The sequence below is a fragment of the Lederbergia citrisecunda genome (assembly GCF_018343695.1).
Taxonomy (GTDB): domain Bacteria; phylum Bacillota; class Bacilli; order Bacillales; family Bacillaceae_C; genus Lederbergia; species Lederbergia citrisecunda.
In genome coordinates this window covers 171512-194522 of the sequence record NZ_JAGYPJ010000001.1, presented here as the reverse complement: position 1 = coordinate 194522, position 23011 = coordinate 171512, and the positions used below count along the sequence as shown (strand labels likewise).

At 36.9% G+C, this 23011-nt stretch carries 18 protein-coding genes; 3 read left to right on the top strand and 15 right to left on the bottom strand.

What is annotated here, in order from left to right; translation table 11 throughout:
• Nucleotides 1–2: 2 nt before the first annotated feature.
• Together KHA93_RS00900 and KHA93_RS00895 are read right to left on the bottom strand one after the other, a co-directional pair.
• On the bottom strand, nucleotides 3–719 hold the full coding sequence (locus KHA93_RS00900; RefSeq protein WP_213108998.1) for a (Fe-S)-binding protein: 717 nt from the start codon (nucleotides 717–719) through the stop codon (nucleotides 3–5).
• Between the two features lie 761 nt (nucleotides 720–1480).
• Entirely contained in the window at nucleotides 1481–2209 is a 729-nt protein-coding gene (locus tag KHA93_RS00895; RefSeq protein ID WP_213108997.1) for a FadR/GntR family transcriptional regulator, read from the bottom strand.
• 158 nt (nucleotides 2210–2367) lie between these two features.
• Here KHA93_RS00895 and KHA93_RS00890 point away from each other — a divergent pair, with 158 nt between their 5' ends.
• Entirely contained in the window at nucleotides 2368–4008 is a 1641-nt protein-coding gene (locus KHA93_RS00890; RefSeq protein WP_213108996.1) for a DUF4091 domain-containing protein, read from the top strand.
• A 117-nt stretch (nucleotides 4009–4125) separates the two neighbouring features.
• Nucleotides 4126–5462, top strand: a protein-coding gene (locus tag KHA93_RS00885; RefSeq protein WP_213108995.1) for an IS3 family transposase whose coding sequence is annotated in 2 segments (ribosomal slippage) — nucleotides 4126–4507 and nucleotides 4507–5462 — 1338 coding nt in all. Because the reading frame shifts where the segments join, the coding sequence is not laid out codon by codon here.
• Between the two features lie 243 nt (nucleotides 5463–5705).
• On the opposite strand, the gene KHA93_RS00880 is transcribed toward KHA93_RS00885, so the two are convergent.
• From KHA93_RS00880 to KHA93_RS00835, 10 genes are all read right to left on the bottom strand, one after another.
• Nucleotides 5706–8075, bottom strand: a complete 2370-nt coding sequence (locus tag KHA93_RS00880) for a glycoside hydrolase family 95 protein (RefSeq protein WP_213108994.1) — start codon at nucleotides 8073–8075, stop codon at nucleotides 5706–5708.
• Nucleotides 8076–8229: 154 nt separating this feature from the next.
• Complete coding sequence (locus tag KHA93_RS00875) at nucleotides 8230–9474, bottom strand: alpha-L-fucosidase (RefSeq protein ID WP_213108993.1); 1245 nt, start codon at nucleotides 9472–9474, stop codon at nucleotides 8230–8232.
• Nucleotides 9475–9491: 17 nt separating this feature from the next.
• The gene (gene fucU, locus KHA93_RS00870; RefSeq protein WP_213108992.1) at nucleotides 9492–9914 is read right to left on the bottom strand and encodes an L-fucose mutarotase; all 423 of its coding nucleotides are present in this window, start codon (nucleotides 9912–9914) and stop codon (nucleotides 9492–9494) included.
• A 3-nt stretch (nucleotides 9915–9917) separates the two neighbouring features.
• Entirely contained in the window at nucleotides 9918–10811 is an 894-nt protein-coding gene (locus KHA93_RS00865) for a fumarylacetoacetate hydrolase family protein (protein WP_213108991.1), read from the bottom strand.
• A 19-nt stretch (nucleotides 10812–10830) separates the two neighbouring features.
• Nucleotides 10831–11604: an SDR family NAD(P)-dependent oxidoreductase gene (locus KHA93_RS00860; protein ID WP_213108990.1), complete on the bottom strand. Its 774-nt coding sequence runs from the start codon at nucleotides 11602–11604 to the stop codon at nucleotides 10831–10833.
• Nucleotides 11601–12410 carry an SDR family NAD(P)-dependent oxidoreductase gene (locus KHA93_RS00855; RefSeq protein WP_213108989.1) on the bottom strand — a complete coding sequence of 270 codons (810 nt, stop codon included), beginning with the start codon at nucleotides 12408–12410 and terminating at the stop codon, nucleotides 11601–11603. Before KHA93_RS00855 ends, KHA93_RS00860 begins: the two co-directional genes overlap by 4 nt.
• Nucleotides 12411–12437: 27 nt before the next feature.
• A complete protein-coding gene (locus KHA93_RS00850; protein WP_213108988.1) occupies nucleotides 12438–13598 on the bottom strand; it encodes a UxaA family hydrolase in 1161 nt (386 codons plus the stop codon).
• The gene (locus KHA93_RS00845; protein WP_213108987.1) at nucleotides 13585–13923 is read right to left on the bottom strand and encodes a UxaA family hydrolase; all 339 of its coding nucleotides are present in this window, start codon (nucleotides 13921–13923) and stop codon (nucleotides 13585–13587) included. The genes KHA93_RS00850 and KHA93_RS00845 overlap by 14 nt, the downstream gene beginning before the upstream one ends.
• Nucleotides 13924–14110: 187 nt before the next feature.
• A complete protein-coding gene (locus KHA93_RS00840; RefSeq protein ID WP_213108986.1) occupies nucleotides 14111–14989 on the bottom strand; it encodes a sugar phosphate isomerase/epimerase family protein in 879 nt (292 codons plus the stop codon).
• Between the two features lie 27 nt (nucleotides 14990–15016).
• Nucleotides 15017–16297 (bottom strand): alpha-L-fucosidase, encoded by a 1281-nt coding sequence (locus KHA93_RS00835; RefSeq protein WP_213108985.1) that lies wholly within the window; start codon nucleotides 16295–16297, stop codon nucleotides 15017–15019.
• Nucleotides 16298–16582: 285 nt separating this feature from the next.
• On the opposite strand from KHA93_RS00835, the gene KHA93_RS00830 reads away from it, so the two are divergent.
• Nucleotides 16583–17602 carry a LacI family DNA-binding transcriptional regulator gene (locus tag KHA93_RS00830; RefSeq protein WP_213108984.1) on the top strand — a complete coding sequence of 340 codons (1020 nt, stop codon included), beginning with the start codon at nucleotides 16583–16585 and terminating at the stop codon, nucleotides 17600–17602.
• A 40-nt stretch (nucleotides 17603–17642) separates the two neighbouring features.
• Here KHA93_RS00830 and KHA93_RS00825 read toward each other — a convergent pair whose 3' ends face one another.
• From KHA93_RS00825 to KHA93_RS00815, 3 genes are all read right to left on the bottom strand, one after another.
• Nucleotides 17643–18476 (bottom strand): amidohydrolase family protein, encoded by an 834-nt coding sequence (locus KHA93_RS00825; RefSeq protein ID WP_213108983.1) that lies wholly within the window; start codon nucleotides 18474–18476, stop codon nucleotides 17643–17645.
• Between the two features lie 96 nt (nucleotides 18477–18572).
• Nucleotides 18573–19502 (bottom strand): 1-phosphofructokinase, encoded by a 930-nt coding sequence (gene pfkB, locus KHA93_RS00820; RefSeq protein ID WP_213108982.1) that lies wholly within the window; start codon nucleotides 19500–19502, stop codon nucleotides 18573–18575.
• Nucleotides 19503–19603: 101 nt separating this feature from the next.
• Nucleotides 19604–22966 carry a DUF4832 domain-containing protein gene (locus KHA93_RS00815; RefSeq protein WP_213108981.1) on the bottom strand — a complete coding sequence of 1121 codons (3363 nt, stop codon included), beginning with the start codon at nucleotides 22964–22966 and terminating at the stop codon, nucleotides 19604–19606.
• Nucleotides 22967–23011 lie beyond the last annotated feature (45 nt).

The window sequence follows — 23011 nt, the reverse complement described above, 5'->3', positions numbered from 1 at the left end:
ATTTAACGACTGTTTAAAACTTCCGCAATATGCATTACTTTTACAGGTTTTCCAACTCGGTCCATTCTTCCCCCGATATTCATTAAACAGCCACAATCCGCACCGATTAAAAATTCTGCTTCCGTTTCATCTATATGTTGTACTTTTTCATCTACCATTTGTTCTGAAATTTGGGACATTTTCACCGAAAAAGTCCCACCAAATCCACAGCATTGATGTTTTCCAGGAAGCTCCGTATTTTCAAGCCCCTTCACATTATTTAATAGTTTCATAGGAGCTTCTGTTACACCTAACAGTCTTGTCATATGACAGGAGGTATGGTACGTTACATGTCCTTTAAACGCTGCTCCAACATCTTCAATTTTTAAAACGTCTACAATAAATTCCGTTAATTCATATGTTTTTTGTTTAAGAGCTTTTGCCTTAGGTTCCCAAACAGGATCCCCTTTAAAAATATTCTCATATTCATGGAACATATAAGCACAAGAACCCGAAAGACCTATGACATATTCAGCATCTTCAAATGCTCTTATCATTCTTTTCATAGCTTCTTTTGAATCTTTCACATATCCACTATTATAGGCTGGCTGACCACAGCAAACCTGTGACTCAGGAAAATCAACTTCGCAACCTAGCCGTTCCAATAATTCAACTGCTGCTTTACCAACATGACTATGAAACATGTCAACTAAACACGTAGCAAATAGACTGACTTTCAAACTTTTCACCTGCTCTCGAAAAATGAAGTTTCATATAAATCTACTGTATTCCTATGAAGCACTATAGTCAACAGGTCATCTGATGACTAAACTAATTTTATGACGGATCCTTCCGTTTTCTAAACCTGATTGTTGACGTTTAAAGAAAACTTGCAATGCTTGTGGGCCCATAATAGTCGGATTGAGGACCTTCCTCAGACAAATTTTCTATTCTCAGAATCTCAATAAACGGATTGAGGACCTTCGTCAGACATTTTTTCTGTTCTCAAGACCTCAATAAACGGATTGAGGACGTCCGTCAGACATTTTTTCTGTTCTCAAGACCTCAATAAACGGATTGAGGACGTTCGTCAGACAAATTTTCTATTCTCAGGACCTCAATAAACGGATTGAAGACGTTCGTTAGACAAATTTTCTATTCTCAGGACCTCTATAAACGGATTGAGGACCTTCGTCAGACAAATTTTCTATTCTCGAGACCTCAATAAACGGATTGAGGACGTTCGTTAGACAATTTTCTATTCTCAAGACCTCAATAAACGGATTGGGGACCATCGTCAGACAAATATTCTATTCTCAAGACCTCAATAAACGGATTGAAGACGTTCGTCAGACAAATTTTCTATTCTCAGGACCTCTATAAACGGATTGAGGACCTTCGTCAGACAAATTTTCTTTTCTCAAGACCTCAATAAACGGTTTGAGGATGTTGCTAGATAAATTTATAAACCTCTTAAGGCCTCACTGTGCAAATACATATATCAGAGTTTATTCGAGGTTTTTTCATAATACTCACTCAAAACACCCTCTACATTTTCAAGATGTTGCACCATCGCTTTTCGAGCTACCTTTTCATCTCCTTGGAAAATAGCCTCATATATATGCTTATGCTCCTCATACAGTTTTTCTGTTGTTATTTGTCCCGAATAAAGCCAAAGTCGTCTCGTTTCTTTCATTGTTTCTTGCATAAGCCCTGAAACATGATTTAGCAAGCTAGCTAGAAGGTGATTTTGTGACGCTTCCGCTATGGCAAGATGAAAATCAAGATCCGCTCTTTCCCCTAATTCTTCATTGCCATTCGCAGTTTTCATTTCTTCTAATGCCGTTTCCATAGCTTTTAAATTCTCGCTTGTCCTTTTTTGGCTGGCGGATGCAACAGTACCTGCTTCGATTATTTTCCTTACTTCCAATAAATTCTCCACATCATTCTGATTCATTAAAATCGCTGTGGACAAGGGAAATGCAATTTGATCCGAGCTAAACTCTTTTATATAAGTCCCTTCCCCTTGCTTCATTTCTACAAGTCCCATCGCTCTCAGTGCTGACAATGCTTCTCGAATAGCGGAGCGACCTACCTGAAAGTTTTCTGCCAGCTGCTCTACAGAATCTAATTTATCTCCTGGCTTTAATTGGCCAGACCGGATCATCTCATGAATGGCTTCAGCCACCTTTTCATACAGTTTTGTAGGTTTTATTTCTTTGTATTTCAATTGACATTCACCCTTTTTTCATCGCTTTTTTATATTTTTCTCAATTGCTAAAAATCTTCAAAGGAATTAATATGTTTTTATCACACTATTTTACTAAGTGAAAGAATCAAACTAGTTTTTACTATAACATCAATAGATAGAAATTGGAGGACTTTATAATGGCTAATATTGAATTTCAATTATCGGATTCATTAGAAAAAATATTTCCTGATTCCCCACCAAATACGACACCTATGAATGATATTTCTATTTTTCAAAATGAACAATTTTCTTTTCAACTCGCGTATCGATCTAATGATAATAAAAAGATTCACATTAAAGTAGGAGCGGATGATACACTCCTAACATCCATAAGCCATGTGAAAAAGGTGCCTTCTAATCTACCAGCCTATCCCGATTCACACGATGAGAATTACCTTTCGACTGAATCAGGGTTATTTCCCGATTTACTGGAGCCTGTAACTGCTGAAGGAATTGACCTAGAAACAGATGGCTGGAACTCTATATGGATTGATGTTTGTCCAAGTGCAGGTGCTGCGGGAGAAAAGTCGTTAACATTACATATTACTGATGAAAGTCATCAATCCATTTTCGAACAATCTTTAACGATTCGAGTCATCCCTCACAATTTACCTGAACAAAAACTAATACATACTCAATGGTTTCATACAGATTGTTTAGCGAATTATTATAATGCAGAAGTTTTTTCAGAAGAACATTGGAGAATCATCGAAAATTTCATTCGTACAGCAAGTGAGAATGGAATCAATATGATCCTTACTCCAATTTTTACACCTCCATTAGATACGAAAGTTGGAGGCGAGCGAACAACGGTTCAACTCGTGCAAATTTCTTATGAAAATGGTAAGTATGAGTTTGATTTTTCATTACTGAGAAAATGGCTAGATATATGTAAACGCAACGGAATTAATTACATTGAGATCGCCCATCTATTTACACAATGGGGTGCCGAGTTTACTCCTAAAATAATGGTGATGGAGGATGGGGTTCTTTTTAGAAAATTCGGTTGGGATGTAGCTGCTGATAGTAAAGAATATCGATTGCTTTTAGAATCGTTTCTCCCTGCTTTGACTGAGTTTTTAAAAGCAAATTGGGATTCGGAGAAAGTTTATTTTCATATATCCGATGAACCAAACGAATCAAATATAGCTACTTATACAAAAGCTAAAGAATTGGCTGAACCCTATCTGAAAGATTTTAAAATTATAGATGCATTAAGTGATTTTTCATTCTACCAAAAAGGCATTGTAACGAAGCCTATAGTCGCAAATGACCATATTCAAACATATATCGAACATAATGTCCCAAATTTATGGACCTATTATTGCTGTGCCCAAAATCAAAAAGTAAGCAATCGATTTATGGCGATGCCTTCAGCAAGAAATCGAATTATCGCTACACAATTATTCAAATACGACATCGAAGGATTTCTTCATTGGGGATATAATTTTTACAACAGTCAATACTCGATAGAGCCAATTGATCCTTATGTCATAACGGATGCAAAAAATGCTTTTCCTTCAGGTGATACATTCCTCGTCTATCCTGGGAAAGATGGAAAAGCAGTTCCGTCTATTCGCTCCCGAGTCTTTTATCACGCATTGCAAGATTTGCGCGCGTTTCAATGGCTAGAACAATTAAAAGGAAAAGATTTTGTTTTGAATATAATTGAAAAATGTCAAACGATCACTTTCTCTGATTATCCAAAAGATAAGGAATATATCTTCCAAATTAGAGAAGAGATTAATAGGGAAATAGAAAAAGTGCTAAGTGAATAAATTAAAAAGGCGATGGGATTTTTAAACTGTACCCTATAGAGTAGACACTAAAAAAGGTCTGCCCTATAGGGTACTTTTTTGTATAATGAACAAAATGTGGAATCGGAGAAAAATAAAATGACAAAAAAACACTTTTCAGAGAAAGAAATAAAATTACTTTCTAATAATCCATATGCTAAATCTGTTAGTTCAAAGGGTATTACTTATTCAGATGAATTTAAAAGAATATTGATAGCTGAAACAGAGAATGGCAAGACACCTAGACAGGTTTTTGAAGATCATGGTTTTGACGTTGAACTGATTGGAATAGTCAGAGTTCATAAGGCTGCCTATAGATGGAGAAAAGCATTTAAAGAATCTGGGGTATTTGGTCTTCAGGATGCACGTACAACGAATTCTGGGAGACCGTCTGAAAAGGAACTTTCACTAGAAGAAAAAAATGCAAAGTTAGAGGCTCAGATTCACCTTCTTCGTGCGGAGAACGAGTTGTTAAAAAAGCTAGACATGATGGAAAGGGGAGTGAAGATAAACAAGTAAAGGTTTCTGCTGAACAGAAGTTTCTTTTAATTCACTCAGTGATTGAAGAGTACGAACTTAAAAATATGGTTGGTTATTTGTGCGAGCTTTCACAGGTTTCACGATCAGGTTACTATAAATATTTCTCTGTAGAATCAAAGGAAATAAGAAATCGACGAGAGAAGAAAGATTTAGTACTAAAAGATATTATTTTAAAGGCTTTTCATTATAAACGCCGTACTAAAGGCGCCCGACAGATTAAAATGACCTTAGAAAAGCAGTTTAATATTACATACAACTTAAAGCTAATACGAAGAATCATGAGGAAATATAATATTGTATGTCCTATTAGAAGAGCTAATCCTTATAAGAAAATGTTAAAGGCTACCCAGGAACACTCCATATTGCCCAATTTACTAAATAGAGAGTTCAAACAAGATATTCCAGGTAAAGTGCTGCTTACAGACATCACTTATCTTTATTATGGAAAGAATCAAAAGGCTTATTTATCCACTATTTTAGACGGGTCAACGAATGAAATAGTGGCCTATAACGTATCCGATAAACTTACATTGGATCTAGCTACGGATACATTAGTAAAGTTAAAAAATAATAGAAAAATAGAGTTTGCTGAAGGAGCTTTTATTCATTCGGATCAGGGCGGACATTACACTAGTCCTACTTTTCAAAAACAAGTTAAGCAACTGGGGCTAAAGCAATCGATGTCAAGAAGGGGAAACTGTTGGGATAATGCACCACAAGAATCTTTTTTTGGACATCTTAAGGATGAAGCTACTATAAAGACATGTAGTTCTTTAGATGAACTTAAAAAGGAAATAAGAAGTTATATGACTTATCACAATAATTTTAGGTATCAATGGAATTTAAAGAAGATGACTCCTGTTGAATACAGAAATCATCTTCTCCAAGTTGCATAACCTTTTTCTAATGTCCTTTACAAAGGGTACAGTTTATTTTATCCCTCGCTTTTTTTGTCCTTTTGTTAAGGCTCTGAATATGGATGTTGATTTCCGCTCCAGGCGCTCGCTTTCCTCGGGGAGTTCGAGAGCTTCCTCGGCAATCGTGCCTGTGGGATCTCCCGTAGACTCTTCCCGCAGGAGTCTTGCGCCTTCCGCTTCAATCAACGTAGTGGCAATTAAAATATAATAACCTCACCAATCTTAAAATAGTAATTGATACTTCTGGTTTCTATTCATATCAATCTCAATTAATCCATCAACTGGCTCTACCATTTTATCCTCTTTTTCTTTTTCACGAACGATGACAGGTTTACTGGATTTTAGAATAAATGAATTTTCGGCATTACAAGTTACTTCTACTTCATTCACTTGTAATTTATCCCAGGACACATTTACTTCAAATCCACCGTGAACTCGAATTCCATTAACAGATCCTTTGATCCAAGTTGAAGGAAGTGCCGGTAAAAGTTCAACATAGCCATTATGAGATTGAATGATCATTTCTACTACTCCAGCTGTATAGCTGAAGTTTCCATCAATTTGAAACGGCGGATGTGCCCCTAATAGATTCGGGTATATCCCTCCACCAACAAAAACTTCATTTTTCTCTTCGACAACGTTAAATAATTGTTGAAACAGTGCATTCACTCGTTCACCATCTTTTAACCTTGCCCATAGACAGATTTTCCATCCAAGACTCCACCCAGTTCCTTGGTCTCCTCTACGGTTAAGTGTCTGCTTGACAGCATCCAAGAGTGGTCCATCCGTAATTTGCTTCCCTGGATAAACACCATATAAATGAGAAACGTGGCGATGGTGCGGTTCAACGTCTTCATAATCCATCGCCCATTCTTGCAATTGACCATATTTACCTATTTGCATTGGATACAGACGTTCTCTTGCCTGTTTCACATTCTCTACCCATTCATCTTCTAGACCAAGAACAGTAGTTGCTTCGATGCAATTTGTAAACAAATCCCAAATGAGTTGCAGATCCATTGTCGCACCTTTCGTAACTGAGCCAACTTGTCCTTTGTCAGTATAGAAGAGATGTTCTGGAGAAGTTGAAGGTGAGGTAGTCAAATAACCATTTTCATCTTCTATTAACCAATCCAAACAAAATTCAGCTGCACCTCTCATAATTGGAAGTGCTTCAGTTTCTAAAAATGCTCGATCTTGAGAAAACGAAAAGTGTTCCCATAAGTGTCTACATAGCCAAGGGCCTGACATTGGCCAAAACGCCCATATTGGATCTCCATGACGGTCACCTCCAACTGGATCAGCATGTCTCCATAAATCCGTGTTATGATGAGCTGTCCATCCTCTTAATCCATAGCGATCACTTACCATTTTCTCGCCATTTACCGCTAATTCACTTACAAGTTTTAATAGAGGTCGATGACATTCTGCTAGATTCGTTATTTCAGCTGGCCAATAATTCATTTCTGCGTTGATGTTAACTGTATAATTGGATGACCACGGTGGACGAGTTAAGTCATTCCAAATCCCTTGCAAATTGGCAGGTTGTGTTCCTTCTCTCGATGAAGATATCAATAAATATCGTCCATATTGGAATAATAGTTCAACCATTTCTAAATCGTTCGAACCGTACTTCTTCACTCTTTCGTCCGTATCAAAAATTTCTTCAGGCTTTTCGTAGTCCAAAGAGAATTCAACACGATTATAAAGACTTTGATAATCTCGTATATGTTCAGCTTTTAACTCTTCATATGAAATGCTCATCGCTTTTGCCAAAATCTCTTCATTTATTCGAGTCAATTCGCCAAAATATTTCCCGGGTAATTGATCAAAACCCTTAAATGAAGTTGCAACAGAAAAGTATAGTATTGCTTTACTTGCATTAGTAATGGAAAGAATGCCGTTTTCAGAAGTGACTTTCCCGTCTTCTACCGAAACTCCTAATCTTCCTTCAAAATGAATCGCATCTGTTTCTCCAAACTCTCCATAAAGAATAGGCATTTCGTCTTCATGAATATAATTGGGTTCACTTTTTTCAGGACAAATACCTTGTATTATTATGTTTCCCTCAGAATTTGAAATTTTATATTTTAACAAACTATCCAGTGTGATATTTACATTTAAACTTTTTTCCACTGAACTTGTAAGTTGAATAGCCAATACTTGATGTGGATGAGAAATGAAAGCTTCCCTCGTGTATTCTACTTTTCCAACTGTGTATTTTACGGACGATATTGCCTCTTCGATATTTAAAGTTCTTTCATATCTCCTAGCAGCATCTCCATGTAAATATTGAATCTTTAAATTTCCAAGCGGCATGTACGATTGAGTGAATGGGCCAAACATATTCTTCGTTTCACTTATTGCTTCTTCATAATTCTCATCATCTATTAGTTTTCTTACCTTTTTAAGGGATTCCCTATCATCATATTTCTTGTCTTTAGCAGGTGGGCCGGACCATAACGTATCTTCATTCAACTGAAATTGATCTACCTCAATCCCACCAAAGTGCATAGCACCAATTCGCCCATTACCTAAAGGCATAGCTTCAGTCCAAGTCTTGGCCGATTTTTTATACGTTAATTGATTCAACTGTTTATCCCTCTCTTTTCTATTTATTTCAGAGAAGCATATCTCTGTTTCGCAATATTACTAATAAAACTTTATTTTCACTAAAAAAGAATACACTTCAGTGCATGACCTTCATGTATCCTTTTATATTAATTAAAATTATCGTGCAGCATTCCTATTCCAAGCTATTCGCACAGTAACATGAAAACTCTTTAATTAATGGTATTTCAACTGATTCCGACACTACTAACTTTAATTTAGTCGATTTGTTAGAAGGAATTTGTTTAATGTACCGATGTCCAATTGCTGAACCTTCATATACTATTTTCCATTCTCCATCGATGAAGACTGAAACTTCAAATTTACGTACCCGTTCACCAAATGCTATATCTTCCTTTAAAACAATATGATCAATAGTCGTTTCATTTTCTAATGATAATTCTATTTCCGTTCCAGTACCTGATATACTTCCTAGAGAATTTGAAAATCTTCTTTTGATTTCAGCACCGAATTCGAGTAGACGCTCTGCATCAATTTCAGGAATTAATCCTCGATCATCTGGTGAGAGATTCAATAAAAGGTTTGTCCCATGTCCGACTGAATTGTAATAAATATGCATCAACTCATCTAAAGAGCGTAGACTTTCTTCATCGTTTGGATGCCAGAACCAGTGAAGCTTGCGAATCGGAACATCACATTCTGCTGGGAGCCATTCGGGTGTCCCCGGCAGCCAATTCACTTTTTCATCAGAAAACATGCTGATTTTTGCAGCACTTTCTGTGTTCCAGCATGGATATGGCGCTACTCCCTCTTCATTCCCAACCCATCTGATTGTCGGTTGTCCCATATTGAAAATCATCGCATCTGGTTGATATTTTTTTACGATACCAATCATTCTTTCCCAGTTGTATTCTCTGCCTTCAGAGCCAGCCCCATCAAACCACACTTCCATAATTGGCCCATATTGTGTTAATAGTTCTGTCAGCTGCTCGCTGTAAAAATCATCATACGCTTCTGCATCTTCGTAACAAGGTTCATGACGATCCCACGGAGATAAATATAGGCCAAAGTGTATGCCTTCTTTTTTACAAGCCTCCGCGCATTCACGAACAACATCACCTTTACCATTTTTCCAAGGACTCGATTTGACAGAGTAATCTGTTGTTGCTGTCGGCCATAGACAAAATCCATCATGATGCTTTGCAGTCAAAACAAAATATTTAAATCCTGCATCTTTTGCAAGCTTTACCCACTGGGCTGCATCCAATTCAGTTGGATTAAACAGTTCCGGTGAATCCGTGCCTTCTCCCCATTCTTGATCACAAAACGTATTGATTCCAAAATGGCAAAAAACACCTAAATCGAGATTTTGCCAGGAAAGTTGGGCTTTTGATGGGAGTGCTAGATTAGTTGTTTTCATTTTTACACCTCAGAAATTTATATGACGCCTTTTTTCAAAATAATATTGGCGTAAAGAGCTTTTTCACTTGTTGCGACTACCGCATATGCTTTCTTCGCTCGCTCATAAAATTCAAATCTCTCAATATAATCAATCGGACATGTCTCGCCATTATCTTGAATAATGGCTTCGTACTCTTTCCAAATGGTTGGTTGGACAGGGTCACCAGGAACGACAGCCATCACTCCAATTGGATGTTCAACGTATGTATCAATTGGTAGAAATTTTAGAATGGCGGCTAATAATTCCGATATCCCGTGTCCATCACAACGTACTAAGCGCTGGGCGTGGCTGGCAGCTGGAAAATTCCCATCTGCCAGTACGATTTCATCTCCATGTCCCATTTCCATAAGTATTTTCATTAAATCTGGTGAAATTATTGGAGGAATTCCTTTTAACATTTCTTATTTTTCCTCTACAAAGTAATTTGTTAACGCACCTAATTTTTCTATTTCGACTGTTACTACATCACCTGGTTGCAAATAGACTTGCTGGTCTTCCGGAAGTCCAAGAACAACCCCTTCGGGCGTCCCAGTTAATATTATATCTCCCGGCTCCAATGTCATATATTGAGAAATATAGCTGACGATTTCAGCACAGTTGAAGATCATATCGTTTGTATTTGAATCTTGTCGTAACTCTCCATTAACGTATGTTTTCAGAGTTAAGTCATTTGGATTTCCTACTTCATCAGCAGTAACTAGTAAAGGCCCTACTGGACTAAATTTGTCACAAGTTTTTCCTAACAACCATTGTGGAGTTCTTAATTGTAAATCACGAGCTGATAAATCATTGACTGGACAATAGCCGAAAACATAATCAAGAGCTTCTTCTTTAGATACATATTTAGCTTTTTTTCCAATGACGATCCCAAGTTCTACTTCGTAATCTAGTTTTTCTGTTACTTTTGGTACCGGAATCTCACTTTTATGGCCTGTTAATGTATTATCAAACTTATTAAATAGGATCGGCACTTCTGGATACGGAGCATTCGTTTCATCAGCGTGTTTACGGTAATTTAGCCCTACGCAAATGATTTTATGTGGCTTCGTTACACATGGTCCCCACGTAATATCTTCTTCGTTAATAAATACTGCTTTCTTTTCAGAAATCACATGATCAATAAAATCTTGTAGTTTTGACACTGCTTCTTGATTGCCTGAAATTACATCCATAATATCTGTTTCAATGTCAAAATTCGCCCCGGACTTTACTGAAGCTGATATATCAATAATTCCTTCCTCCGTTTTAACCCCTAATTTATGTAAACCTTGTTCTTCAAATGTTAATAGTTTCATAATTTGCTCTTCTCCTGTTCTATGCATTTTTCCCGAACGTAACGCCGCCATCAATATAGAGCGGAGAACCCATCATGAACTTGGATTCATCTGATGCTAAAAATAATGCAGCATTTGCGACATCTTCCGGCTTACCAAGCTCTCCACTTAATTGCCTAGCTTTTATTCCATTAATCGCTTCTTCAGGATTGCTATAGGCCGTTTTTAAATAATTTTCAACAAAAGGAGTATAAATCGTACCTGGAAGCAACGCATTTACACGTATATTGTAGGGTGCATAATCTACTTGCATTGCTTTTGTAAGTGCTAAGATTGCGCCTTTCGTGGCGGAGTATAATGCTCGTTTTGCAAGTCCCATTTCTGCAGCGCAGGAGGACATATTAATAATGCATCCACTTTTTCTTTCCATCATATGTGGAACAATATACTTAGATGGTAAATATACGCCTTTTACATTGACACTCATCACCTTATCCCATACGTCAGGCTCGACTTCATCTACTCTACCAACATTACTGATTCCTACATTATTAAATAAAATATCAACTTGCTTATATTCACTTAGTACATATTCGGTCAATGCTTTAACCGATTCAGGGTTCGTTACGTCCGCATGAAAAAACGTTGCACTTCCCCCATTATCTTTAATAAGCTTAACAGTCTCTTCTCCATTTTCGCTTACAATATCATTGACAATGACATGGGCGCCTTCTTGTGCAAAACGGAGTGCCGTAGCCCTGCCAATTCCACTTCCAGATCCAGTTATAATCGCTACTTTTCCTTCTAATCTCATAGCGTTAACTCCCTTTCTATATGGTCCTCCGGTTGGGCAGCTTTTACTGTAAGCCCCCCATCCACCATTAGTAAGTGGCCATTAATTTGCATAGCTTCATCTGAAGCTAAAAAGACAACCGCATCCCCAATTTGCTTCTCCGTTCCTAAACGTTTCATTGGATTTGCTTGGATTTCATTGTTGCGAATCTCTGGATCTTTTAAATAATCACGGCACATTTCTGTATCAATCGTACTTGGACCAACTGCATTTACGTTAATATTATATTTCCCGAGTTCAATCGCTAACGCCTTCGTCAATTGGTTAGCTGCTGCTTTTGATGAAATATAGTGAGGAACAACAGGACTTGTAACTAAAAGACTAGCAGTTGATGCGATATTAATGATTTTTCCATAGCGGTTTTTAATCATATTTTTTGCTGTACGTTGAGAAGTGAGAAAGATAGATTTTACATTCGTTTGATAAGTCGCGTCCCATATTTCTTCAGAAAGGGTTAAGAATGATTCAAACGGTGCGATTCCAGCATTATTTACCAGAATTTCCACACTTCCAAGTGTATTCTCTACTTGGCTGATCATTTCTTCCACTTCTACTTTAATTCCAACATCAGCTTTTACAAGCATATATTTTTTGTTATATTTTTCCTGTAACTTAGCCATTAAGGCTTGCGCATTTTCTATGTCAGCGGAAGAATAGTAATTAATCGCTACGTTAGCTCCTTCTTCTGCTAATCTTTCTACAATAGCAGCTCCTATCCCCTGACTACCACCAGTAACGAGTGCTACACGATTTTCTAGCCTTTTCATATTCTTCCTCCTCTTCAAATCTCGTAATTATAAACTAATTCCAATTCTGCTAATGCTGAATTCAGTATGACCTAAAATCTCAGCTTTCGTCTGCTCTCCATTTGCTACATCCATAATAAATTGATGGATTTTTTCACCTGACTCATCTAACGTTTCTTTACCTAGCAAAACAGCGCTCGTATCCACATCTATATTATCTGCCATTCGTTTTGCAGTAAGTTTATTACCTGTAATTTTAATGACAGGGATAATTGGATTTCCTGTAGGCGTTCCTCTACCAGTTGTAAAGCACACGACGTGAACTCCAGCTGCAGCCATCCCTGTTACACATTCAATATCATTTCCTGGTGAATCCATGAAATAATAACCTTTGCCTGGAATTTCATCTGCAAAATCAACCACTCCCTCCAATTGAGCAGTCCCCGCTTTGCTAATACATCCAAGAGATTTTTCCTCAATAGAAGATAAACCGCCTTCAATATTTCCAGGACTAGGATTTCCACCGCGCATATCAACACCCATACGCTCAATTTCGTCTTCAAATTGTTTAATGCAGTTATATAGTTTTTCCTTCACTTGTTCATTCACAGCTTTGGCGGCAACAAGATGTTCAGCACCAATAATCTCCGTAGTCTCACCCATAACAATAGTTCCACCGTTTTTTAAAATCAGATCAGCCGCTTTTCCAAGAGCAGGGTTGCTGCATAAGCCAGAAGTAAAATCAGAACCTCCGCACTTCACTCCAACAATAAGTTCTGAAACGGGTACATCTTCAACAGGAATATCTTCAATCAATTTCATAAGTTTACGCGCTTCCTCAATTCCTTTTTGAATCGTTTTAATGGAACCGCCTTCAGTTTGAATATCAATCCAGATGACTGGCTTACCTGTAGTTTCGATGTCCGCTTTTACCTCTTCGGCATTGATGACTTCACACCCAAGGCTAACAATTAATACCGCACCCACATTCGGGTTCTTCCCCATGCCTACTAATACTTTATGCGTTCTTTCTTTATCATAACCCACTTGGCTGCATCCGTGTTGATGAGGGATAGCAACTGAATTAGGAACTTGCTGTTGAATTCTCGAACAAACTTGGTTCGCACATACGACAGTTGGAAGAATTAGTAAATGATTTCTTATTCCAAACTTGCCATTTTCTCTTCGATATCCTTTAAACGTTTGCATGTTCTTTCCCTCCTTCTTTTTTATCTCCTCGACCTCTTATTCCTTCGATATTATGTACATGGACATGCTCCCCAATTTGAATTTCGCAAGTAGCAGCTCCAATTACTTCTCCGTATTTAACCACTTCTGCATGAGGTTGAATATTGGAAATCGCTACTTTATGACCAAATTTAATATCCTGTTTCAACGTTATCTCGTAAGTAGTTCCTTCTTTCGTATACGTCAAAAGCTCTCCCTCTTTAAAGTCTTTGAGAACGGTTGCAACATTATCCTTAGGATCCATAATAATTGACGTTAATCCTTCTTGGTACGTTTGTTGGGACATTATGGAATCTCCTTTCTATTAAATTATTTATCAATTTTTGTTATCGGTAACAAAATATTAACAAAGGTGAAATTCTTAATCAATACATACTTGAGCTTTCTCTTAATTTTCTATGGAAATAACTTATATATTAAAATAGCATTAACACAGAACTTTCTATGTTAATGCTGTATGTTTAGTCTACTGCTTATTCATGAACTTCATTCCAAAATCTTCTTAGATTATCCATTCCAATTTTCGATCCGACTTTACAATCTTCCATTCCTTCGAATTCAACTGTAATATAGCCATCATAGCCAGATTTTTTAACAAGCTTAACGATTTCTCGAATCTTAATATCACCTTGCCCTACAATTGAACCTCTTAAGAAATTACCATTCGCTGATTTGAACCAGTCACCGTCACCAGGATCTTCGTAATATGGGCGAATATAAAAATCCTTAAAATGAACAAGCGATGCAAATGGTAGGTTTTTCTTAACGCCAACAATTGGATCTTCATCCACACATAAAAAATTACCAACATCTAGAGTTGTTTTAAAATTTGATCTGTCAACAGCAAACAATACACGTTGTACACGATCACTAGCCTGTACACATTGACCATGGTTTTCAATAGTTGTCGTAATACCAAATTGAGCGGCATAATCCGCAATTTGTCTACTTCCTTCTACGATTAAAGGCAAACTTTTTTCAAACCACTCAATCGTAATTTTTTCAGGTGGAAGTGTGAATGACGTTACATCGTGACGCATATGTTTAATGCCCATTCGATGGATTAAATCAACATGAGTTTTTAACCGCTCTACTTCCGCGTTAAATTCTTCTTTTGTTTCTTGAACAAAGTTTGCAGGTAAGGAATAGTTAGATAATTCAATACCTACAGAAGCTGCTTTATCCCTTACAGCATCAGCAAGCTCCAAATTGTCAACAAGTGTAAATCCGTATGGAACAATTTCCATATGTTCTCCACCGTTGTCTGCTATCCATTGAACAACATCAAGAACATCCATTTCTCCCGTGTTTAGTGCATTTAATAAACTGTATGTACTTAAACCAATTTTCACTTAGACCACCCTTACTTAATAAAAAATTTAGCTTTCAAAAAGTTCCAATTCAATCACTGTGTCCATTTCATCAGGAAGTTGCGCTCCCTCCAAATTTATAAAAGCACCACTTTCTATATCTGAGTATTGCTCAGCCATCCAAGGGGTTTGAACATGTAACTCAGAGCCATCCGCTAATAATCTAGCTTTTTTAATTTTACCTTTCAGTCCTGCAAAATAAATCGGCCCAATACCTCGATCAAAAACATGTGCATAAAGCTTATTGCCTTTTTGTGTATAACGACCCCATTCTGGTTTTGGCAATCTTGAAGCTGTGCAACCGTATATACTCTCTCCATTTCGTTTCATCCATTTACCGACTTCTTCTAATATCTCTATAGATCGATCTGGTATTAAACCCTTCGCATCAGGACCAACATTTAATAGCAGATTCCCATTTTTACTAACACATTCTACTAACGTTCTAATCGCTTGCTTCGGTGATTTATAGTTTTTATCTTTTGCATGGTAACCCCAATTGTCATTCAATGTAATACAAGCTTCCCAAGGAATTTGGTTACCATCTTCATCTAAAATTCCTCCTGGAGGAACAATTTGTTCAGGTGAGTAGAAGTCCCCTGCATAAACTTCAGGATTGCTCGATTTAATATTTCCACCTAATCTATTATCAATGATGATATCAGGTTGAATACCACGGATCATGTTGATTAATTCCGTCGCCTTCCACTTTTCCCCAGTCATATCATCGTAAGAAAAATCAAACCACATAATATCAATTTTTCCATAGTTAGTAAGAAGTTCTTTTACTTGTCCATGCATATATTCTACATAAACATCAAAATCAATAGGTTTATCTCTAAATTCTTCATTATCTCTCATCGGATGAATGCGGTCACCAAAAGCGGGATAATGCTCATGATGCCAGTCTATAATTGAATAATAGAAACCTACTTTTAAACCTTCTGCACGGAATGCCTCTACATATTCTTTAATCAAATCTCTTTTAGCAGGAGTATTAGTAGCCTTGTAATCTGTTAGTTTGCTATCAAATAAACAGAAACCATCATGGTGTTTTGTAGTAAGAACTACATACTTTTGGCCAGCGGCCTTCGCAATCTTTGCCCATTCCTTTGGATCATAATCAGCTGGATTGAATTCCTCGAAAAATTCCTGGTATTCATCAATACTTATCTTCTCGTGACTTCTAACCCATTCCCCTCTTGCAGGTATTGCATATAGCCCCCAATGAATAAACATTCCAAACCTGTCGTTTAAAAACCATTCAGTACGTTCAGTTCTATCCAACAACCTCAACCACCCTTATAAATTATTGTTAATAGAAAACGTTTACAATTGATTATTTGTTACTTATGGTTACCGATAATCTTAACATAACACTATCAAATATTACTGTCAATCTGAAGTTTATGTAGACTCAAATAACACTATTACTAATATCTCTCTTATGAAACACTTTATTTTTCATTATTTTCATTCTTTATAGGCTATAATGTTCATATATCCTTCATCACCGATACCAATAACATTTAATAACAAACACTACATTTCTAAAAAAGTGAAAGGATGAATCCGTTGGTAACCATTTACGATATAGCAAAAAAAGCTAATGTCTCGGCAATGACCGTATCCCGAGTCATTAATAACTCGGGATCCATTAGTCAGAAAACAAAAGAAAAAGTTGAAGCTATTATTAATGAACTTGGTTATATTCCAAATAGTTCTGCTAGAAGTCTTATTTCCAAAAAAACAAAAATACTATCCTTGATGATAACTGATATTTCTAATCCTTTTTTCACGAGTGTTGCTCGAGGTGCAGAAGATAAGGCTATGCAAATGGGATATCAGTTAATGCTTTGTAACAGTGACGAGAATATAGAAAAGGAATCGAAATATATTGATATGCTTATTTCTACTGGAACTGATGGTGTGTTAATTGCCCCAGCCAATGATTCCTCGAAAAAGAACATTCGAAAACTGACAAAGTTCAATATTCCTTTCGTATTAATAGACCGTCACATCAAAGATTTGGATTGTGACCAAGTGTTAAGTGACAATGAGACAACTACCCGTAGACTGATAGAACATCTCATAAATCAAGGACATAAAAAAATCGCGATTATCAATGCTCCATTGGATGTGGCAACTGCACGAGAACGCCAACAAGCATATTGCGATACACTGAAATTACATGGATTAGAAGTGAACGAAAACTTAATCCATCAAAGTAATTTTCTCCAAGATAATGATGTTTCTGAAGCTATCAAAAAGATGATGGAATTACCTGAAACGGAACGTCCAACCGCAATTTTTGCAACAAGTAACTTTATTGGAATTGATGCAGTAAAATTTTTAAAGGAAAATAAGAAGAATGTTCCCGAAGATGTAGCGGTTGTTTGTTACGATGGGGTACCAAATTATACCGGAAGTGAGCCTTTTATAACGGCTGCAGAACAACCTTCTTATAATTTCGGATATTTAGGGATGCAAATGCTAATTGAACGAATTGAAAATACGGCCCCAAAAATGCCTAGAAAAATTGTACTACCTGCAGAAATCCATGTTAGAAAATCTTCTATCCAATTGTTAGATTAAAAAACGAGGCTCCTCCTATATTTGAGGTAGCCTCGTTACTTTATTGCAATTTATAAAACTTCTTTGCATTTTCACCAAATAAACATTCTTTTTCTGCGGATGACAATCCTTTAGCCAAATTTTCAACTACCACTTCCATGATTTCATCATAAGAAGCAGCTAGAAGACATACCGGCCAATCACTCCCAAACATGATTCGATTTGAGCCAAAGCAATTAAAGACATGCTGTATGTAAGGTTTAAAGTCATCCAATACCCATGATTGATGATCAGCTTCAGTTACGAGGCCCGATATTTTACACATTACCGTTTCAAACTTCGCTATCTTCTTTATTTCCTCTGCCCATTTATCCCATTGCTGTTCCTTTATATTAGGTTTGGCACAATGATCAATAGCTGCTCTTAGTGTTGGAAATTCTTCCAATAACTCTAAAATAACAGGAAGATGTTTAGGAAAGATTAATATATCAATTGGAAAATCGTTCGCAATTAATAGATGAATATTCTTCTTTACGTCAGGTCTTACAATCCAGCGATCATCCTCTATGCTTTGAAGCATCGGCCGAATACCTACAAATTTTGGATGACTTTTTAATTTAGAAAAATGCTCAGGAAATTGTTCAGATGACATGTCAATCCAACCCACAACCCCTCCAATAGAATCATGATGCTCTACCAATTCTAGTAAAAATTCATTCTCTCTTAAATCAGGAGATGCTTGGACCACGATAGTTTTATCAACTTGATGTTGCATTAAATGTGTCTCGAGATCCTCGGGAAGGAAATTGCGATAAATCGCAGCTAAATCAGAAGTTGGCCAATCGGTATGTTGATTTTCAAGCTTCCAATAATGTTGATGTGCATCGATTTTCATTTTATCCACCCTTTATTAAAAATTCAGTTAATTGTTACTGATAACATTAACTAAATTAGTTTAAACTGTCAATTTTTCATCGAGTGCTACTATCATTTATAGTGTTGTTATATTAATCTCTGACAATAATTGCTTTATTATTTCAGGTTGAACAAATCCAGTTTTTGCTTCCATCGCATTCGCCATTCCGCAAGCACAAGCCATTCTTAGGCTTTCTTTAAGGTCGAAACCATTATTAATAGAGTATGCCATCCCTGCTATCATACTATCTCCAGATCCTACAGGATTAACGACGGGTATAGTCGGAATATCTGCTTTTAAAATAGTATCTTTTCTAACAAGCATTGCCCCATTTTCTCCTAAAGATAGAAGAACATTTTGTACTCCTTGATTGCAAATTTTTACTGCCACTTCTACCATTTCCTCAATTTTCATTAATTCCTTTCCGGCAAATTGAGACAATTCCTCTTGATTCGGTTTAATTAAAAAAGGACTTCCTTCAATACCAAGCTTTAAGGATTCACCACTTGTATCTAGAAAGAAGGGAATATTTTCTTCTTTTACTAATTTACAAATTTCCTTATAAAAAGATGGCTCTAAGCCTAAAGGTAAACTACCTGAAGCAATGATAAGTTTTGCCTTCTTCAGCTGTTGATTAAAGGTTTCGAGAAACCTTTCCTTTTCCTCTTCCGACACATTAGGTCCTTTTTCCAACAATTCTGTCTGCGTGGAATGATCTTCATCGATAATCGCTAAACACGTTCTAGTTTCCTCTGTAATTGTAGTAAACGACTGCTCCATCCCATCCATCTCTAATCTTTTCTTAATCCATTTTCCGTTTTGTCCCCCAAGAAATCCAAGGCATAGCGACTGCTCACCAAGTTGCTTTAGCACACGGGATACATTTAAACCTTTTCCCCCAGCTGTCTTAAGGCCATTTTCAACACGATGACCTTTATTGATATTAAAGTTATTTACACGATAGGAAATATCAATTGCTGGGTTTAGAGTAACAGTTATGATCATAGTATCAACCTACTTTTTTATGAAAAATATGTTTAAATAATATCATTTAAAATATCAATAAACGAGTAGGAAGCAAACCTTCCTACTCGCATTTTAGAAATTTATTTAGAAACTGTTAAAGCTTCCAGTTCTGTCCATCCATCTTTACGTTCACCTTCAATGGCAAGCTTAATACCAGGAAGCTTGGTTTCATCATCCAAAATGGCAACAAGTAATGTATAACGACCTGGCTTAAGTTTGTTTGTAATAGGGAAATTAACATCCTCCTGAAAGCGTCCCGGAAGCCATTCGCGAATATCAGTAGAATCAATTGTTTGAATGCTTTCTTCGATAAGATTACCTTTGTTATCAGCAAGTGCAAAAGCAAGTGGCCATTTAAAATAGAATGGCGCAACTCCCTTATTGTTCCATGTCATTGATAGGTTCAGTTTATCTCCTACTTTGGACTTTTTACTAAAATCAATTGACTCTAATACATATCTATACCCCATAGTGTTGTGCAATAAATTAATATTCGCTTGTTCGCTTTCAGTAACATCCTTACCAGTAATATATAGTACAGGGGATGCAGGTCCCATCCATGAAGAATGGCTTTCCCTAGCTTGTTTCAAGGTTTCCATGATTGTATCGTTAGATAATGATAACAGTGCATTCCCACTATGAAATTCTCCTCCTGAGAATGCCTTTTTCCAAAAGTCTGGCATTCTTGATGCAGCTTGTGCCTCAGCAGGAGTTTGGCCATTATCTACATATGGACCAATTTCGTTCCATCCGTTTATAGTCCAATCAATCCATGTTTCAGTAGCTCCTTTACTTCCAAAGACATCATTGAACAATCCTAGATTATTTTCTGCGGCAATCGGATAAGGCTTTCGCATTCCAATCATTTTGTTAGTAAAACTATCTATATAGTGTCTTACATATTGGTCTGAAACAGATATATTAGGGAATTTACCAGATACCTCTTCCGGCCAATTATGGAATTCTCCCCAGTGTCCAAGACTTCCAATTTGTACAAAAGCAATTCTAGGATCATTATTATAACGATTAGCAAGTGCTTTAATAACTCTCTCGTGCTCAGCAATCAACATCGTACTATTATAATTAGGAGCAAATCCTGAACCTACTACTGAGGATGGTGTATTATACCACTTACCTGCGCCATCTTTCCCTTCGACCATTATCAATTCTTGATAAAGCCAATTTGGAATATCCATATCGGGATCGTTTCCTGGATCATCCAGAACAAAACGGAGATTGATTTTCACTCCTTCTTTTTCCCACTTATTAAATTGAAAACGCTTTTCAATTGCTTCCCAATTGAAAGTTCCTTTTTCCGGTTCAAGATCTCTCCATGTAATGTTGGCATAAACGAGAGAATGTGGTTGTCCGGATGGTTTGTTAGAAATTGCCCAACCTACCCAACCCATATATGGATTGTTAAGAACATCAAATCTCTCAACTGGTTCATACGTATTTTGCTTTTCTTTAACCTGAATTTTTTCAGTGACATGTAATGCTCTTTCACCCGAAGCTGGAAGATGATAGGCTTCTTTTCCAATATAGCTGATGTTAAAAGGAGCAGCTTTTTTTCTTCCAATTTGATCTTGATAAAAGTAATATAAGGCATATTCGGAAGTAATTTCGGTACCGACAGGACCTTTAAGGATCCATTTCTTCATACTATTATCATAAAGATATAATTGGTTATACTTTATCATGGCGTCAGGACCAAACGACTTCCACGCGGTTGCAGGATCTCCTGTTTTTGATTTATCATCAATATCCAAAAAGAAGGTGTTTTGATTATTAATATTATCGCCTTCCACAAGTAAATAGACTTTTTCATTATCTTGGGTAGCGCGAACCGTAATATTATCACCTTTTCCTTTAATCGCAGTGTCTATATTGACCCAATCGCTATCATAACCATCTAAAATAATCTTTCCACCAGAAGGACCCGTCGCAAGCGCATACTCACCTTCACTTGACACAGCCGGAGCATAATCACCCCCGACACCTATAGCTACTCTCATTGTGTCGTTAGCATTTGAAAAAGATGAAAGATCAGCCTCAGTTTCTAATATTTTTACACCTTTTGTATTAGAATCAGCGACAATCCATGGAACAGGTCCAATTTCTTTCCATGCCCATCCTGATCCAGTACTTTCGTATAATCTTCCATTTTGAATTAAATAATCAGCGCCAGTCCGCTTAAATTCCCAGCCTTGATAACCAGTTTCAAAATTATTATCACTATCGATAAATATATTTGTTTCCTTATTGAAGTTAGAAGCAAGAGCTAATATTGAGACTTTTTTATTCCTGGCAAACGCCTTCATTGAAATAACGTCGCCTTCACCATTTGCTGTTAAAGGAAAGCTTTCCCACTTTTCGGCATCACCGTCAACGTTCATTTTTGGTAAAGGTGGGTTAATGGTAGGTGCCTTTTGACTGGAATCTGGGACTCTTATGTCATTGGATGTTAAGCCAAGTGAAATCGGCCTTGGACGTGGAATTTCTAAAGCTTCAAGCGGGATACTGTATTCTATTGTTTTTACTTCCCCTTCAGCTTTTTCTGCATATTTTATATCCACACCGTCAATGGGCCCCCAATTCCAACCAGCACCGGTGCTTTTATAGAGTCCACCATTCTCTACTAACCAATCTCCGCCAAATTCAAGCCACCCTGCACCTGTATATCCTGTATCTGAGCTTCGATCGGTATCAATAAAAATATCATTAAATTCTGCCATTCTACCTTTTGCAATTAGAAAAAGATTTTCATGATCCATTGCAGCATATAGCATTGTTTTTCCATCGGCTGATATAGCAACCGGCTCTATTCCTTCCCAGTCATCCATTTCTGCATCCACAGTAATATTCACGTCAGGTCCAAAGGCATTATCAGTCTGTGGCGGGACTACTAACATCTGACGACCAGGGGATGGTAAATATTGACTACCTAGCTGAGCAAACGCGATCCGTAGATTTACATTTTTATAATTTTCAACTTTAGATAAATCCAATTCTAATTCCCTGACTGAGCTGTTATAGACTTCCCTCGATTCTCCAATCGTTTCCCATCGTCCGTCCTTTACAGCCCAAATAGTGCCTTCTTCAACTTTCACATCAATACCTTTACTATTGGTCCAGTAAGGGATAGCTAATCCCGATTTATCATTGCCATCTATATCTATATACCACGTTCCACCTGATTCAAGACCGGGACCTTTTACCATTGCGTATAATTTTCCATCCTGCTGAACGGCTTTCATAATTTCTAACTGCTGCGTAGCCGAAGTTTGAGCATGAGGAACTGTATCCCACTGATCTGGCTTTCCTTCAAAAAAATGATCGGATCCTTCTTGTTGAATATTTGACCATCCTCCAGAAAAAGTAAGAGACAAAGCTAGCATTAGTAGTAGGACACCCCTTACTTTTCGGTTAAGATAATTTCGCATACTAAATTTCCTCCTACCATTATTATTTAATTGGTTGGATAGCAA